General features: G+C 47.1%; 13 protein-coding genes. 5 read left to right on the top strand and 8 right to left on the bottom strand.

Going from position 1 to position 13025, the window contains the following annotated elements:
- Positions 1 to 24: 24 nt before the first annotated feature.
- Together EXU85_RS05710 and accD are read right to left on the bottom strand one after the other, a co-directional pair.
- Positions 25 to 1002 carry a radical SAM protein gene (locus EXU85_RS05710; RefSeq protein ID WP_142771147.1) on the bottom strand — a complete coding sequence of 326 codons (978 nt, stop codon included), beginning with the start codon at positions 1000 to 1002 and terminating at the stop codon, positions 25 to 27.
- Positions 1003 to 1087: 85 nt separating this feature from the next.
- Positions 1088 to 1930, bottom strand: coding sequence for an acetyl-CoA carboxylase, carboxyltransferase subunit beta (gene accD, locus EXU85_RS05705; RefSeq protein ID WP_142771146.1), 843 nt, complete (start codon positions 1928 to 1930; stop codon positions 1088 to 1090).
- 270 nt (positions 1931 to 2200) lie between these two features.
- Here accD and EXU85_RS05700 point away from each other — a divergent pair, with 270 nt between their 5' ends.
- Positions 2201 to 2647, top strand: a complete 447-nt coding sequence (locus EXU85_RS05700; protein WP_142771145.1) for a hypothetical protein — start codon at positions 2201 to 2203, stop codon at positions 2645 to 2647.
- A 93-nt stretch (positions 2648 to 2740) separates the two neighbouring features.
- Here EXU85_RS05700 and EXU85_RS05695 read toward each other — a convergent pair whose 3' ends face one another.
- Positions 2741 to 4468, bottom strand: a complete 1728-nt coding sequence (locus tag EXU85_RS05695; protein WP_142771144.1) for a S41 family peptidase — start codon at positions 4466 to 4468, stop codon at positions 2741 to 2743.
- 169 nt (positions 4469 to 4637) lie between these two features.
- Positions 4638 to 5717, bottom strand: coding sequence for a DUF5694 domain-containing protein (locus tag EXU85_RS05690; protein ID WP_142771143.1), 1080 nt, complete (start codon positions 5715 to 5717; stop codon positions 4638 to 4640).
- 234 nt (positions 5718 to 5951) lie between these two features.
- Here EXU85_RS05690 and EXU85_RS05685 point away from each other — a divergent pair, with 234 nt between their 5' ends.
- Both EXU85_RS05685 and EXU85_RS05680 read left to right on the top strand, forming a co-directional pair.
- On the top strand, positions 5952 to 6998 hold the full coding sequence (locus EXU85_RS05685; RefSeq protein WP_142771142.1) for a sensor histidine kinase: 1047 nt from the start codon (positions 5952 to 5954) through the stop codon (positions 6996 to 6998).
- Between the two features lie 21 nt (positions 6999 to 7019).
- Positions 7020 to 7775 (top strand): LytTR family DNA-binding domain-containing protein, encoded by a 756-nt coding sequence (locus EXU85_RS05680; RefSeq protein ID WP_142771141.1) that lies wholly within the window; start codon positions 7020 to 7022, stop codon positions 7773 to 7775.
- Positions 7776 to 7792: 17 nt separating this feature from the next.
- Here the strand turns inward: EXU85_RS05680 and EXU85_RS05675 are convergent, their stop codons facing one another.
- The 4 genes from EXU85_RS05675 to EXU85_RS05660 all read right to left on the bottom strand — a co-directional run bounded on the left by EXU85_RS05675 (position 7793) and on the right by EXU85_RS05660 (position 11913).
- Entirely contained in the window at positions 7793 to 9988 is a 2196-nt protein-coding gene (locus EXU85_RS05675) for a peptidase domain-containing ABC transporter (RefSeq protein ID WP_371732039.1), read from the bottom strand.
- 41 nt (positions 9989 to 10029) lie between these two features.
- On the bottom strand, positions 10030 to 11217 hold the full coding sequence (locus tag EXU85_RS05670; protein WP_142771139.1) for an HlyD family secretion protein: 1188 nt from the start codon (positions 11215 to 11217) through the stop codon (positions 10030 to 10032).
- 133 nt (positions 11218 to 11350) lie between these two features.
- Positions 11351 to 11593 carry a hypothetical protein gene (locus EXU85_RS05665; protein ID WP_142771138.1) on the bottom strand — a complete coding sequence of 81 codons (243 nt, stop codon included), beginning with the start codon at positions 11591 to 11593 and terminating at the stop codon, positions 11351 to 11353.
- 77 nt (positions 11594 to 11670) lie between these two features.
- Positions 11671 to 11913, bottom strand: a complete 243-nt coding sequence (locus EXU85_RS05660) for a hypothetical protein (RefSeq protein ID WP_142771137.1) — start codon at positions 11911 to 11913, stop codon at positions 11671 to 11673.
- A 348-nt stretch (positions 11914 to 12261) separates the two neighbouring features.
- On the opposite strand from EXU85_RS05660, the gene EXU85_RS05655 reads away from it, so the two are divergent.
- Together EXU85_RS05655 and EXU85_RS05650 are read left to right on the top strand one after the other, a co-directional pair.
- Entirely contained in the window at positions 12262 to 12537 is a 276-nt protein-coding gene (locus tag EXU85_RS05655; RefSeq protein WP_142771136.1) for a helix-turn-helix domain-containing protein, read from the top strand.
- A 162-nt stretch (positions 12538 to 12699) separates the two neighbouring features.
- Positions 12700 to 12999, top strand: coding sequence for a Dabb family protein (locus tag EXU85_RS05650; RefSeq protein ID WP_142771135.1), 300 nt, complete (start codon positions 12700 to 12702; stop codon positions 12997 to 12999).
- The last annotated feature ends 26 nt before the right edge of the window (positions 13000 to 13025 follow it).

Raw genomic sequence — 13025 nt, 5'->3', positions numbered from 1 at the left:
GCATATGAAAAGCAACCAAAGCAACTAGAAAAGCTGCTTCCAAGTGCCTTTTACCCAGTTATATTTGAGGGTGCTGGGCAAGGCTCGCCAGAAGTATTTGTTCACTTCAACGGCAAAAGAAGGCTGCATATAACAGTTAATGGCACAGCCCTCGCAAGCGGGCAAACGACCTTCCAGGGCTACTAATTTCTGTACCTCACTGGATTGATAGAGATTGTACAGATTATTATCAATAGCGAAGTCTTTCAGGCCCAGATGGTAGCAGGGCAGGACAAGTTTGTTTTCGGGAGAGATTACGATTGTGGTGCTGGCCGCCCGACAAATCGGCTCTTCGATATGATTGCCGCCATCGCGCCGGAGTTGAATAAATCCTTCGTTGAGGTAAACGTTTTTCTGTTTTCCCCACCATGATAGCTGACGGAGCGTATCCTCCGAAAGCCGATCACCAGTTTCGACTGTGTTGTACTCGAATACGGGGTTCAGAATCAGTACCAGATCGTTTGGCAGGCAAACTTCTTCGTGCATTTGCCTGATTTGATGCACGTTATGTTCAAATACCGTAAACAGAATATCCGGGCGTTCCCCCAACTGCCGGGCAATGCCAATCGACTCCATCACTTTATCAAAACATTTTACGCCCCGTGAGCGGTCGTGTTCGTCAGCAATTGGCGAATCGAGCGAAAAGTGGAGCATGTCAATCAGTCCCCGCAGTCGTTCGGCTTGTTTGGGGTACAGCAGCGCGTTGGTTGTAACGGTAGTTATGAGGCCGAGTTGTTTGGCTTCCTGTAGCAGTTCGGGAAGTTGGCGATGCAGCAAGGGTTCGCCCCCGGTGAAATCTATAACGCGAACCCCTAATTTTTTGAGATCCCGAAAATTCTGACGGGCATTCTCAAGCGTCACATAAGGCGAAGGGCGCTCCCAGATGTCGCAAAAACTACAGCTCGCATTGCAGCGATACGTCAGGTAGTAATTGCACAGAACCGGGTGGGAGACAATTCGCATAATGAAGGAGTAAAGGGAGGAGGGGAAGAAAGGAGGAGAGGGAAAATCCTTCCACCCATTCTTCCCCCTCCTCCCTTTACTCCTTTTAAATTAACATTTTAAACAACGTCACAACCTTATCTTTCAGGTCTTTCCGGTCCACAATGAAATCGAGGAAGCCGTGATCCAGTACAAACTCGGCGCTTTGAAAGCCTTTTGGTAAGTCTTTCCCAATAGTTTCGCGGATAACACGAGGGCCGGCAAAACCAATTAAGGCTTCAGGTTCTGCAATGTTAAAATCGCCCAGCATCGCGTATGAAGCCGTAACTCCACCCGTTGTTGGATCAGTCAACAGAGAAACATAGGGCAATTTAGCCTTGTCTAACAGGGCGAGTTTAGCAGAGGTTTTGGCCATTTGCATCAGCGAAAAACCAGCCTCCATCATACGCGCTCCCCCCGATCGCGAAATCATCAGGAAAGGCGTCTTATTTTTAATGGCGTGATCAATTGCGCGGGCTATTTTTTCACCGACAACCGATCCCATCGACCCCCCAATGAAGTTAAAATCCATTACGGCCATGGTTACCGTCAGCCCATTCATAGGCCCATAGGCTGTGCGAACGGCATCTTTCAACCCTGTTTTTTCAATGGTGGCTTTCACCCGTGATGGGTAGGGCTTGGTGTCAACGAAATTCAGTGGATCGGCCGACTGCATGTTTGCATCGAGTTCGGTAAATTCATTCTCATCGAACAGGATGGAGAAATAGGCCTCGGAACCAATTTTCTCATGATAATTGCAATGTACGCAGGTATACGCGTTGAGTTTATGCTCCCGCGTCTGCATTGCTTTTTTACAGTTCGGACACTGATACCACAACCCATCGGGAGCCTCCCGCTTCATTTCGGTTGGGGTCTGAATACCTTTATCTTTTCGGACGAACCAGGACATTTTCAGTAAGTAGTTAGCAAGAAAGGGTCGTAAAGGTACAAAGAAAACAAGACCAACCAGTAAAAGTTGGTATGATGGCACTCCAGGACAAGTCGTGTTTTTGACAGGATTACAGGATTAAGAGGATGGCAGGAAAAAGAATGATGCTGTTAATCCTGTAATCCTGTCAAAAAAATAAATTAAGAGCCGAGCCGTCTTTGCCCAAAACCAGATAGTCGTTTTACGGCTTATCTGATTTTTTTATGCCCGATAAAGTTGTTGATTTGCCCCATGAAACATGCATTCACGGTTTTACTGATGGGCGTTACGTTATCCGCCTTTGGTCAGGCTTCGGTAGCCTACTACCCTTTCAACAACATTGTTACGGTCAGTTCCAACGCCGACCGAGCCTTCTGGTTTGACGGTCGCCTGCAAACCAACACTATTTTCGGATCGCTCAGTACCACGTTGTGCCCCATGGTGAATGTGTCCAGAAAAAGTCAGGTAAATTTTTACACAGGGCTGGGGGTTCGCTTCAATGCGCTCAACAGCATTGATGACCGGGATATTCTGGAGGGGTATTCTCTGCATGTTGGTGCTCGGATTAAACCGCTCACATTCATGCCTAACCTGCGTGTGGCCTTTGAAATAGCGCCTTATTCACGCAAAGATTTTAAGACCGGGAATCTGCAGTCGTTCCTGGGGCTGGTATATCAGTTTAGTAAAAAGGGGAAATAAAATAGGGAGGAAGGAGGAAAGGGAAGAGAGGGAGGAAAAGGGTTGCTTTCGCATTTACTCTTTGTCCCTTTCGTCCCTCTCCTCCTTCCTCCTCTATTTGTTATTATACGACATCGTACCGTGCTCGAGCTTATCGGCCCGGTCGAACAGTTGTAAAGCCTTTTGGTAGGTATCATCTGTTTGGCCGATAACCCGGAAGAACTCGTTATTCTGTCCAGCTTTGTTGTTCTTCTGGTACACAGAGCGCGCTACCAATGCCTTTATCTGGTTACGGATGTAGTTTTTCGAGCGGTTATACTCCTTCTCGTTAAACTTGATCCCCTCACTGGTTGCGATTTTCACCAGGCGGCCCATTTGCTCATCGTTGATCGTAACGGTGCGATTGAACTCATCAAAAGGCATTTTTTCCAGTTTTTTCCGATTGTCATTTGCGTATTCCATAGCAAACTCACGGATGATACTCTTGCCGTACAGTTGTACTAGATAGGCTGTTTGCCAGGTCGAATCACGTGGAATGAAATAGTCAGGTGTAATACCGCCCCCGCCATACACAACCCGACCGCCATCCGTCTTGAACTTCAGTTTGGGGTCATTTTTAATGGAATCGGCAATGTAATATTCACCCCGTTTCGAGCGCTGTTCGAGATCTTTTTCATAGTCTCCTTCATGACCGGGTACGTAGGGTTTTTGAATACTCCGCCCGCTGGGTGTGTAATAGCGCGAGATCGTTAACCGCAGTTCGGAGCCATCGGAAAGTGTCACGGGCATTTGCACCAACCCTTTCCCAAACGACCGCCGACCGGCAATCAACGCGCGATCATGGTCCTGCAATGCACCCGATACAATTTCAGAAGCCGATGCGCTGCCCTCATCAACCAGTACAACCAGGGCGCCCTCTTCAAACTGCCCGGCAATGTGTGCATAGGTTTTCCGATCGTAACGATTGTCTTTCCCATCGGTATACACCAGAAGTTTATTGCCTGAGATGAATTCATCGGCAATGTTCGTTGCCCGGTCCATATAGCCACCAGGATTGTTCCGCAAGTCCATCATCAACTGTGTCATCCCCTGCGATTTAAGCGAAGACAGTGCGGTTTTGAACTCGTCGTAAGTTGTTTCGGAGAAGCGGTTGATTTTGATATAGCCTGTTTTGGCATCAATCATATAAGCCGCATCGACCGAGTAGGTCGGAATCCGGTCGCGGGTTACGGTAAACTCCTTTGGTTGTTTATCGCCCTTCCGTAAAATAGTTAGTTTAACATCGGTACCTCGTTTACCACGCAAGGCTTTAAAAACAGCGCTGTTTTCAATTTTGGTACCTGCCAGCGGTTTATCATCCACCTTAATGATCTTATCGCCACTCAAAATTCCGGCGGATTCAGAAGGGCCACCGGCCAAGGGCGTAACCACGTAAACAGTGTCTTTGTAGATATTAAATTCTACCCCAATGCCATCGAAACCACCTTCCAACTGCGACCGGGCCGCAACAGCATCCTGTGGGTTCATGTAGGCCGTGTGTGGATCAAGTTTTTCGAGCATTTTCGTGATCGAATAATCGACCAGATCGTCCGTATTAACCGTATCGACGTAGTTATTTTCAATCAGTCGCAAAATTTCCTGGTACTTGGCATAGCCTCGTCCAATGCTATTCATGCTTTTAGTGCCGCCAAAAAAAGTAGCGCCAATAAGCATTCCTCCAGCCAGCGTGATACCCAGAATCATAGGTAATCGAACTGTTGCTTTATCGTTCTGAATGACACGTTTAGGCATATTGGCCTCACGATCCGACGATTCATTCGCAGTATTAGTATTCTCCTCCATTCGTTCGTCCCTTAACTGGTGTCTTAATCTAGTTCCATAACGTTTTGAAGATAGCGAAATGTTTGCCAGAAATAGGGTTAAAACTTAAAAAAACATAAAAGCACGTATTCCTCTAGTTTACGGCCCTTGCCAGGAGCCTAAACCAGCGAAATACGTGCATCAGCTATTGTTAGGGTTGATACTCATTCAGTGTATACACCGTTACGCCAGGCATCGCTTTAAGCAGGCTCACCATTAGTTCCCGATGCGAAGCACCCACCCCAACAACAACTCGCCGAAAGCCTGCCTGTCGGGCGCGGTTCACGATATTCTGGCACATGCCTTTGTTACGAAGGGTCCAGTAGGTCAGCATTTCACGCACGCCGTTTTCAGGAAAACCTTTCAGCCCAAACAGGTACCGATTCCCGTAGAAATTACCAAAATCGGTGTACTTATCCCAGTCAGCGGTGTTCAGAAATTCCGTCGATTTACCGGCTTGGTTCGCTTTATTCAGTAATCGCTGTAGTGAATTATTTTCATTCACTAGCTTCTCATAGGTCCGATAGTCAGTGGAGTTTGTATCGGCTTCAATTGCCTTCTCGAAAATCTTATACAATGAGTCTGTTTTGCCCCAGGCAGCACTCCAGGGCGTGTTATATTTCTGACAGTCCATCGCCCTGATTTTATCCAGCTTCAGCGACTGAGCGATTGGATGGAAGATGTTGTAGTATTCGTTCGTACGCCGAAAACCAGCGTTTTTCAGGGAATCAACGGGGCCGAGTATGCGGGTAAACGTAGCTACTTCTTCGGCACCGAACGCGGAACGCATTTTATCAAGCAGGTAAAACTGATAGGAAGCATTCCCAAAATCGTGCGTCAGAAATAAGGCATGCGCCAACTTCATGCGCTCCTGATGAAAATACGGATGCTTCTGAAGCAACTTATACTGACGAGCAATGAATGCTTGCGGATGTTTCGGTAGAGGATAGCCTACTTTGGTGAGGTAGGCCAGTCGTTTATCAATAGCTTCTTTGTTCCAATGGCGATCCAGCGCATCGTAATCCTCGGGCGAAAGGTTTTCACCAAATACAGCATCCGGTTTAAACGCAAGTGCTTTATTAATTGGGTACGAGAAGTCTTCAGTAGGTTTAGCACCATAATCGTGAGCAGCGGCAATAAACAGGACTTCGAGGGGTTGATTAGTCTTACCTGATTGGGCAGTGGCCAGAAATGAGACAGTTGTCAGCAAAAGTGAGAGGAGCAATTTCATGGTGGTTACAACTATGTTGGTGAATTGATGGGTCAAAAGTGCAGCCTCCCTCCTGCCTTAACCAAGTCTATTCGACCAACACCACTGTTAAATCGGCTAACAGTTTTCTGAACCGACCAACGCTTATTTAACATCACACACGCGTTGGTCGGTCAAAATCAGGTGTTGGTCGATTGAACTTGCTCGTCCGGGTTTAGCTACTGTATTTCGTACTCCCGTCGATATGCTATTGCCATGATCCTGAGTATACCTGCCTTCCTTAACAACCGTACGCGTGTTCGTAATCTGCTCTATTTGTTACTTTGGGCCATTATGATGTTAACGAATGCCTATGAACCGCAAACGGATTCACTGGTTTTTAACGAGCTGGAAATTTCATTTAGTTTCTCATTCTGGTTCACCGCCTGGTTTGAACACGCTGTTGTACTCACCCGTTACCTCAGTCGCAGGCAGATAGGATGGGCTGTTCTGGGATCGGCAGTGGCTATTTTAGGGTTCGTTATTATTCGCTATCTACTGGAACAAGTCCTCTTCTGGCACCTGTTTGGCTTCACCAATTATGATCCGAACGTTTCTACAATCGCGTATGCCTGGGATAATCGATATTATGCGTTTTGGGCAATTGGCATAGGGCTGGCATTCAAAATTATTGAAGATTGGTTCGTCCATGAACAGGAACGAACCGCTCTCGTCAGCGAACGAAATACGGCTGAACTGGCTTTCCTGAAATCGCAGGTGAATCCGCACTTCTTGTTCAATACGCTCAACAACATCTATTCACTTGCCTACACCAAATCGGATGCGGCACCGGGTGCCATTCTTAAACTGTCGGAATTGATGCGGTATATGCTCTACGATAGCAATGGCCAAAGTGGAGGAACCGGGCGCGTTTCTTTATCCAAAGAAGTGGCTTATCTGCAAAACTACGTTGAGCTTGAAAAACTTCGGGTAGCTAATGCCAATGTCCTGTTCAGCATAGATGGAAATACCGATCTGTTTCGTATCGAGCCCCTGCTGCTGGTATCGTTCGTTGAGAATGCATTCAAGCACGGCGACTTAACCGATCCCAATCAGCCCTTAGTTCTTGATTTGAGTGTACGAAACGGTAGATTGCGCTTTGATACACTCAACAAAAAAATAAACCGCCAAACAGATTCATCTGGTGGTATTGGCCTGGCAAATGTACAGCGCCGACTATCGTTGCTGTATCCTAATCAGCACACGCTTCATATCACCAATGATCCGGATACTTACGCCTGTTCGCTGGAATTGACGTTGTAATTTCTACCTAAAGACCTTATTATGCGCTGCCTGATTGTTGACGATGAACCCCTTGCTCATGCCATTTTGAGTGACTACATCCGAAAAGTGCCTTTTCTGGAACTGATTGGCGCAACAACCAGCCCTATTGACGCCTTAACCCGCGTACAACGGGGAGAAGTAGACCTTGTGTTCCTGGACATTCAAATGCCGGAACTCACAGGAATACAGTTTCTGAAACTGGTAGAGAACGTCGTAAATAGCCACAAATGCCGGGTTATCCTTACCACTGCCTACTCCACGTACGCCCTGGAAGGTTACGAACATAATGTGGTCGATTACCTGCTCAAACCGGTTTCCTTCGAGCGCTTCTACAAAGCCGTGCAAAAGCTATTCCCTCTCATTTCGCCAGTTGCAGTTGCCCCTAATCCGGCTATGGATCATGACACGAATAACCCGCCGGAAGCACCAGCCAAAGAGTTCATTTTTGTTAAGACCGAATATCGATTACAGCGCGTTGGCCTGAGTGACATTCTCTACTGCGAAGGCTTAAAAGATTACGTATCTATTTATACCCCGACAGAACGTATTCTGGTCCTTCAAACCATGAAAAGTCTGGAAGAAAAACTCCCCGCGAATCAGTTTGCACGCGTCCACAAATCCTACATTGTTGCTCTCAATCGTATCGAATCCATCGAGAAAAACAGAATTTACATTGATCACCCCGGTCGGGCGCAGGATGTGATTCCCATTGGCGAAACCTATCGGGATGCTTTCTATCGACTTATTGAGGAGTAGCCTGGTGGCTTAACTGCTTAAACAACCTCGGTCTGTTGTTGCCAGAATTGCGAATACGCCTTCCCGTTTTTCAGCAAATCCACATGTTTGCCTTCCTCAATAACCCGGCCTTGCTCCAGTACGACAATCTTATCGGCCTTCCGAACGGTGCTGAGTCGGTGGGCAATTATGATAATGGTTTTGCCCTCTTTCCGAAGCTGCTGTACCGTACGTTGCACAAACTGTTCCGATATTGAATCCAGTGCCGATGTAGCTTCATCTAAAATCAGTACCTCAGGCCGACGATAAAGGGCTCGGGCAATGGCTAACCGTTGCTTCTGTCCACCCGACAGTGTCGCTCCGTTTTCACCTAAGTACGTGGTAAACCCATTCGACATTCGTTCAATGAAGTCGGTTATGCCTAACTGATCACAAATGGCAAGTAGCCGTTGCATGTCGGGTTGCTCATCCCCAATCGCAATATTTTCGATCACATTGCCCGCAAACAGGTCGATCTTCTGAGGCACTACACTAACCACCTGACGCAGGCTGTCGGGATGCAGATGTTTGATATCGTAATCACCGATGAAGATGCTGCCACTTTGCAAGGGATAAAGGCCCTGTACCAGCGACATCAACGTGGATTTACCCGACCCACTTTCGCCCACAACCGCCGTAATTTTCCCTTTGGGCATTGTCAGGACCAGATCATCGAAAACCGTAGCACGGGTACCGTACCGGAAGGTTACGTTCTGAAAACGAATTGCCCCCACCATAGTGGGCTGTAGCTCTACTTTGTTTTCCGTCGATTCACGCTCCAGATCCATAATCTCAAACAGTCGGTCGGCAGCAATCAGCGCTTCCTGGATGCTTCGATTTGATCCGATGAGACCGGCGGCAGGGCCCGTGAAATAGCCAATCAGCGCATAAAAAGACAGGAGTTCGCCGGGAGTCAGGTCATTCTGTAGTACATAACCAGCACCGGTCCAGAGCAAAATGATGGTAAATAACCGCGTAACAAATTCAGATGCATTACCGGCATAAATACCCGCACTACCCGTCTGAAAAATCGTTTGTAATAGCGAAACGAAACGAGTTTCTGTTTTCTGGCTGGCAAACTGCTCCAGTCCGAATCGCTTAATGGTCGGCATGGCATTCAGAGACTCAACTAATTGTGCTTCAAGATCGGCCGAGTTCTCCATCAATTTCCGCTGGTATCGCTGGTTGAATCGGTTCATGGCCCAGTAAATACCCGCATAAAAGGGTACAATGAGCACCAGAATCAGCGCGAGCTTCCAGTAGTAGGTAAACATCAGCGCGAACGAGAAAATGACGATCAGGACGTTAACGAGCAACCCAAGCGCAATATCATTGACAAACGACCGAATTTTAACAGCATCGTTCACCCGTGAGATCACTTCTCCTACCCGCATGGTATCAAAAAACGACTGCGGCAGTGTCATCAGATGTTTGTAATAGCCTAAAATCAGCGCAGCATCAATCCGTTGACCCGTTTTCAAATTGAAGAAACTCTTGTTGGCATTGATAAAGATCTGCAGGACCAGCAGCCCAATCATAACCACACTAAGCAGATTCAGCAGATTCCGATTACCGTTGACCAGCACATTATCGACGATTTTCTGAATATAAATGGCCGAAGACAAACCCAGAATTGTGTAGATCAGCGCACCAAATAGGGCTTGTATCATTACCGATCGGTGGGGTTGCAGCAATTGCCAGAACCGCTGCAATACGGGCACTTTCTGGTCGCCAATCTTGAACGTCTCATCGGGCACCAGTAAGACCAGCAATCCAGTCCAGACGGCTTTAAACTCCTCGGGCGAGAGCTGGTGTATTTGCCCATCAGCAGGGTCCATGACCGTAATCTGTTGGGGAGTGATGCGGTAAATAACCACATAGTGTTGCAACTGACTATTGCGAATGTTCACGTGGGCAATAGTCGGTTGTGGAATTTTCGACAGGCTCTCAAACGGTGCTTTGACACCTTTTGCCTGAAAGCCCAGTTTCTGCGCAGCCTCAACCATACCCAGTACGGTCGTGCCTTTCTGATCGGTGGCGGCTAACTGCCGAATCCGGGCAACGGGCAATAAAAGTCGATAATAGGCCGCCACTGAGGCCAGACAAGCGGCTCCGCAGTCGGTAATATCCCGTTGTTTGATTTTCGTACGAGCGCTGATACTCTTTGCCGCGATCCACTCCCGAATTCGCTCCATTTGCCCAAATAGATTACCATTTTTACCTTCATTGATTGCATTCATAGGGTAGTACCGCCCCCCTTCTGCGCGCTTGTGGTAGCAGTTTTCGAACTGCTAATGGCTGGATTTAACCAGTCATCGGCTTTATCATAGAGTAGTTGAAACAACGAACGACGTGCCACCTGAAAGCGGGTTTGCACAGTCATTCCTTTCTTCAGGCGACCCTTATAGCCGTTCCGTAAACTCAGGTAGGGTTTATCCAACTGGCATCGGACTTTGAATACGGGCTCCCCATTTGATGTTGTAAAATCGTTCGCAATATCGATGACACGCCCCGTAAGCAGCCCCCATTGGTTGTAGTCGAATGCATCGACCTGTAGGCGAACCGGCTGGCCCGGCCTTAACAGACCAATGTCTTTAGAGGGAACATAGGCTTCGGCAATCAGTGTAGAATCGGGAGAGACAACAGCCAGTACATCGCCCGGCTGCACGTAACTACCCGCATATCGCCCGGCTAACTGGCTGGCCGTACCACCAACAGGCGCTTTTAACATGTATAGTTCCTGTTCTTCACGAAGTTGCTGTGCGTCGGATTCAAGGTTGGCCAAATCGCGCCTACTCTGAGTCAGATCCGTTTGCCAATCACTGCGTTGTTGCTCAACGAGTGTATTGTAGCGCGCCAATGCGGCTTTGTGGGCATAGAGAGCATCTTCGTATTCGAGTCGCGCAATTACTTTTTGGGAATAGAGTAACTGCGCCGTCTGAAGTTCACGTTTCCGTTTCTCCTGCAAATTCCAGCTTTCTTCGACGATAGCTCTGAACTGATTGTACTCCTGTCGATACAACGGAGCAGCCAGGCCATTAACTACTTTCCAGGATTTTGTAGTAAGCTGATCCAGGTCGCGCACAAAAGCAACTTTTTCAGCAATTTGCTTATCGACTAGTTGCTTCCGGGTATCCAGCGCATCCGATCGAAGCTGAAAAAGAGGCTGTCCTTTTTTAACAGGTTGCCATTCACGCACCATTACTTTCTCGACAACGGCCCCGGCCGTTGCCTTCACTTCGCTTCGTTCCGAGACAGGTCTGACCAGGCCATTTGCCTGCACCGATACATCGACATAAATGAACGGCAGCGCCACTATTGTAAGCAGTACGACGCCCAGGACCGTTGTATAAATAATCTGGCTCCGCACACTAACCCTGGGCAAGTAGGTGACTAAGCCATACGAGAATTCAGATTCGTTCATAGTTGCGTTGAGTCTATTGAGTTCTATATACGCATAACAAAAAAACAGGGATTTAGCCCCTGAGACAGACGTTTTCTGTTTCTACGGACTAACTCCCTGTTCGTAATTGAGTACTTTACTTTTACCGATTCATCTACGAGCTCAGCGAACTGAAGTTAAAAAGTGTGCTCGTTACCGGGTTCACGCTGGTACTATTACCACTGAACAAGGCGCTATCTCCGTTAAAGAGGCTATTGCCGCTCACATCGACCAGATCGGCCACCAGTATTGAACCTATATTGCCTATGCTGGTGCTATCGCCACCACCATGATTATTGATCATTTCCTGATTAGTTAGCTCCTCGACACCGAGGTTAGCAAAATCGAACGTTTTCATAACGATTTTAAAATTTAAGTGAACAATTACCTACTCGACAAACAACTCTTTCGGCTTACGTCAATCAATTTATCCGGTTATGACCGACTTGTACTAAAGCTGATGCTTGTGCCTGTACTTGGGCTTACATCCGTATTGTTTCCACTAAACAAGGCATAGTTGCCATTGAACAGGCTATTGCCGCTCAGATCGACCAGATCGCCAATGGCAATTGATCCAATGTTTAATAAGCTGGTGCTATCTCCCCCACCCTGATTGTTGATCATTTCCTGGTTTGTCAGCTCCTCTACGCCGAGGTTAGCAAAATCGAACGTTTTCATAACGATATATATTAATAATGCCTACTCTATAAGCTTTTCGGCAACCGCTCCACAAAGGCAAATCAGTTCGTTGTTCGAAACCATCAAACTGTGTTGCCGTTTGCTTGTTACAAAGTTGGGGGATGGGGCGGCTCGTTCTGATAACTGGTTTTTATAAAAAAATAGCTATCAGTTATACTCTCATAACCAGTATTATACAGGATTATTTAAAGAAAGAGCACTATTAAATAAATCCAAACCCTTATATATATCCGTATTTCACCTACCGATTAACAATAGAATAGCTTCTTATGCGCGACGATCTACTTTTTAGTGTACCTATAAGTTGATTCATAAAACTCGTGAACTATGCCAGTACTATCGGAAAAGCTTCGTCGATTACGCCAGTTGTTTGGTTATTCGCAGGAATACATCGCGTTTAATATAGGCATGACCCAACCTGCGTATTGTAAATGGGAGAGCGGTCAGACTCAACCCCCTATTAATAAGCTGGAAGGCCTGGCCAACTTATATCAGATAAGTATTGGTGATTTACTAAGTGAAAGTGATCTTGATATTATTCGGAAACTTTTAGCCGATGAGCATTTTGCAGAGAAGTTATTGGGGAGGGGTGATGTGAGTTAAAACTCGTTTTTCATATTGACTAGAAAACAGTAGGAGGCCTTTCGGCAACAACAACACATGGGTTCTCGAATAAGCTCGAAATAACCAGGGTGCTGTTATTGACGAAAGGCCTCCTACTATTACTTTTACGGTTCAGTCTTAAAAGCCCTGTCAACCGATAGTATGTTTGTTCACTCCGTATTTTTCTGGCTCCATCATCCCGAAAGCCAAGCCGACCATGATGCCCTTCGCGCTGGTCTCGAAACCTTAAAAGCTGTATCCGAAATTTCAACGGTATACATCGGTACTCCCGCCGAAACGCGTCGCCCGGTAATTGACCATACGTATGACTTTGCGTTAACGCTGGTGTTTGCCGACAAAGCTGCCCACGATATTTATCAGGACCACCCTGTTCATCTGGCATTTGTAGAGAAATGCGCTCACCTCTGGGAACGGGTGAAAATCTATGACGCCGTTGGGTAAGAGCAAGGAGCGCGGAGCAGGGTATC

Source organism: Spirosoma sp. KCTC 42546, assembly GCF_006965485.1.
Lineage (GTDB): Bacteria > Bacteroidota > Bacteroidia > Cytophagales > Spirosomataceae > Spirosoma.
This window is presented reverse-complemented; position numbering and strand designations above follow the sequence as displayed.

Bases quoted from the DNA above. Each gene is read 5' to 3' on its own strand.
- EXU85_RS05665 (WP_142771138.1), bottom strand. From the start codon at position 11,593: ATGAAAACGTTCGATTTTGCTAACCTCGGTGTCGAGGAGCTAACTAAT.
- EXU85_RS05695 (WP_142771144.1), bottom strand. From the start codon at position 4,468: ATGGAGGAGAATACTAATACTGCGAATGAATCGTCGGATCGTGAGGCC.
- EXU85_RS05710 (WP_142771147.1), bottom strand. From the start codon at position 1,002: ATGCGAATTGTCTCCCACCCGGTTCTGTGCAATTACTACCTGACGTAT.
- EXU85_RS05670 (WP_142771139.1), bottom strand. From the start codon at position 11,217: ATGAACGAATCTGAATTCTCGTATGGCTTAGTCACCTACTTGCCCAGG.
- accD (WP_142771146.1), bottom strand. From the start codon at position 1,930: ATGTCCTGGTTCGTCCGAAAAGATAAAGGTATTCAGACCCCAACCGAA.
- EXU85_RS05660 (WP_142771137.1), bottom strand. From the start codon at position 11,913: ATGAAAACGTTCGATTTTGCTAACCTCGGCGTAGAGGAGCTGACAAAC.
- EXU85_RS05650 (WP_142771135.1), top strand. From the start codon at position 12,700: ATGTTTGTTCACTCCGTATTTTTCTGGCTCCATCATCCCGAAAGCCAA.
- EXU85_RS05700 (WP_142771145.1), top strand. From the start codon at position 2,201: ATGAAACATGCATTCACGGTTTTACTGATGGGCGTTACGTTATCCGCC.
- EXU85_RS05690 (WP_142771143.1), bottom strand. From the start codon at position 5,717: ATGAAATTGCTCCTCTCACTTTTGCTGACAACTGTCTCATTTCTGGCC.
- EXU85_RS05675 (WP_371732039.1), bottom strand. From the start codon at position 9,988: ATGGAGCGAATTCGGGAGTGGATCGCGGCAAAGAGTATCAGCGCTCGT.
- EXU85_RS05680 (WP_142771141.1), top strand. From the start codon at position 7,020: ATGCGCTGCCTGATTGTTGACGATGAACCCCTTGCTCATGCCATTTTG.
- EXU85_RS05655 (WP_142771136.1), top strand. From the start codon at position 12,262: ATGCCAGTACTATCGGAAAAGCTTCGTCGATTACGCCAGTTGTTTGGT.
- EXU85_RS05685 (WP_142771142.1), top strand. From the start codon at position 5,952: ATGATCCTGAGTATACCTGCCTTCCTTAACAACCGTACGCGTGTTCGT.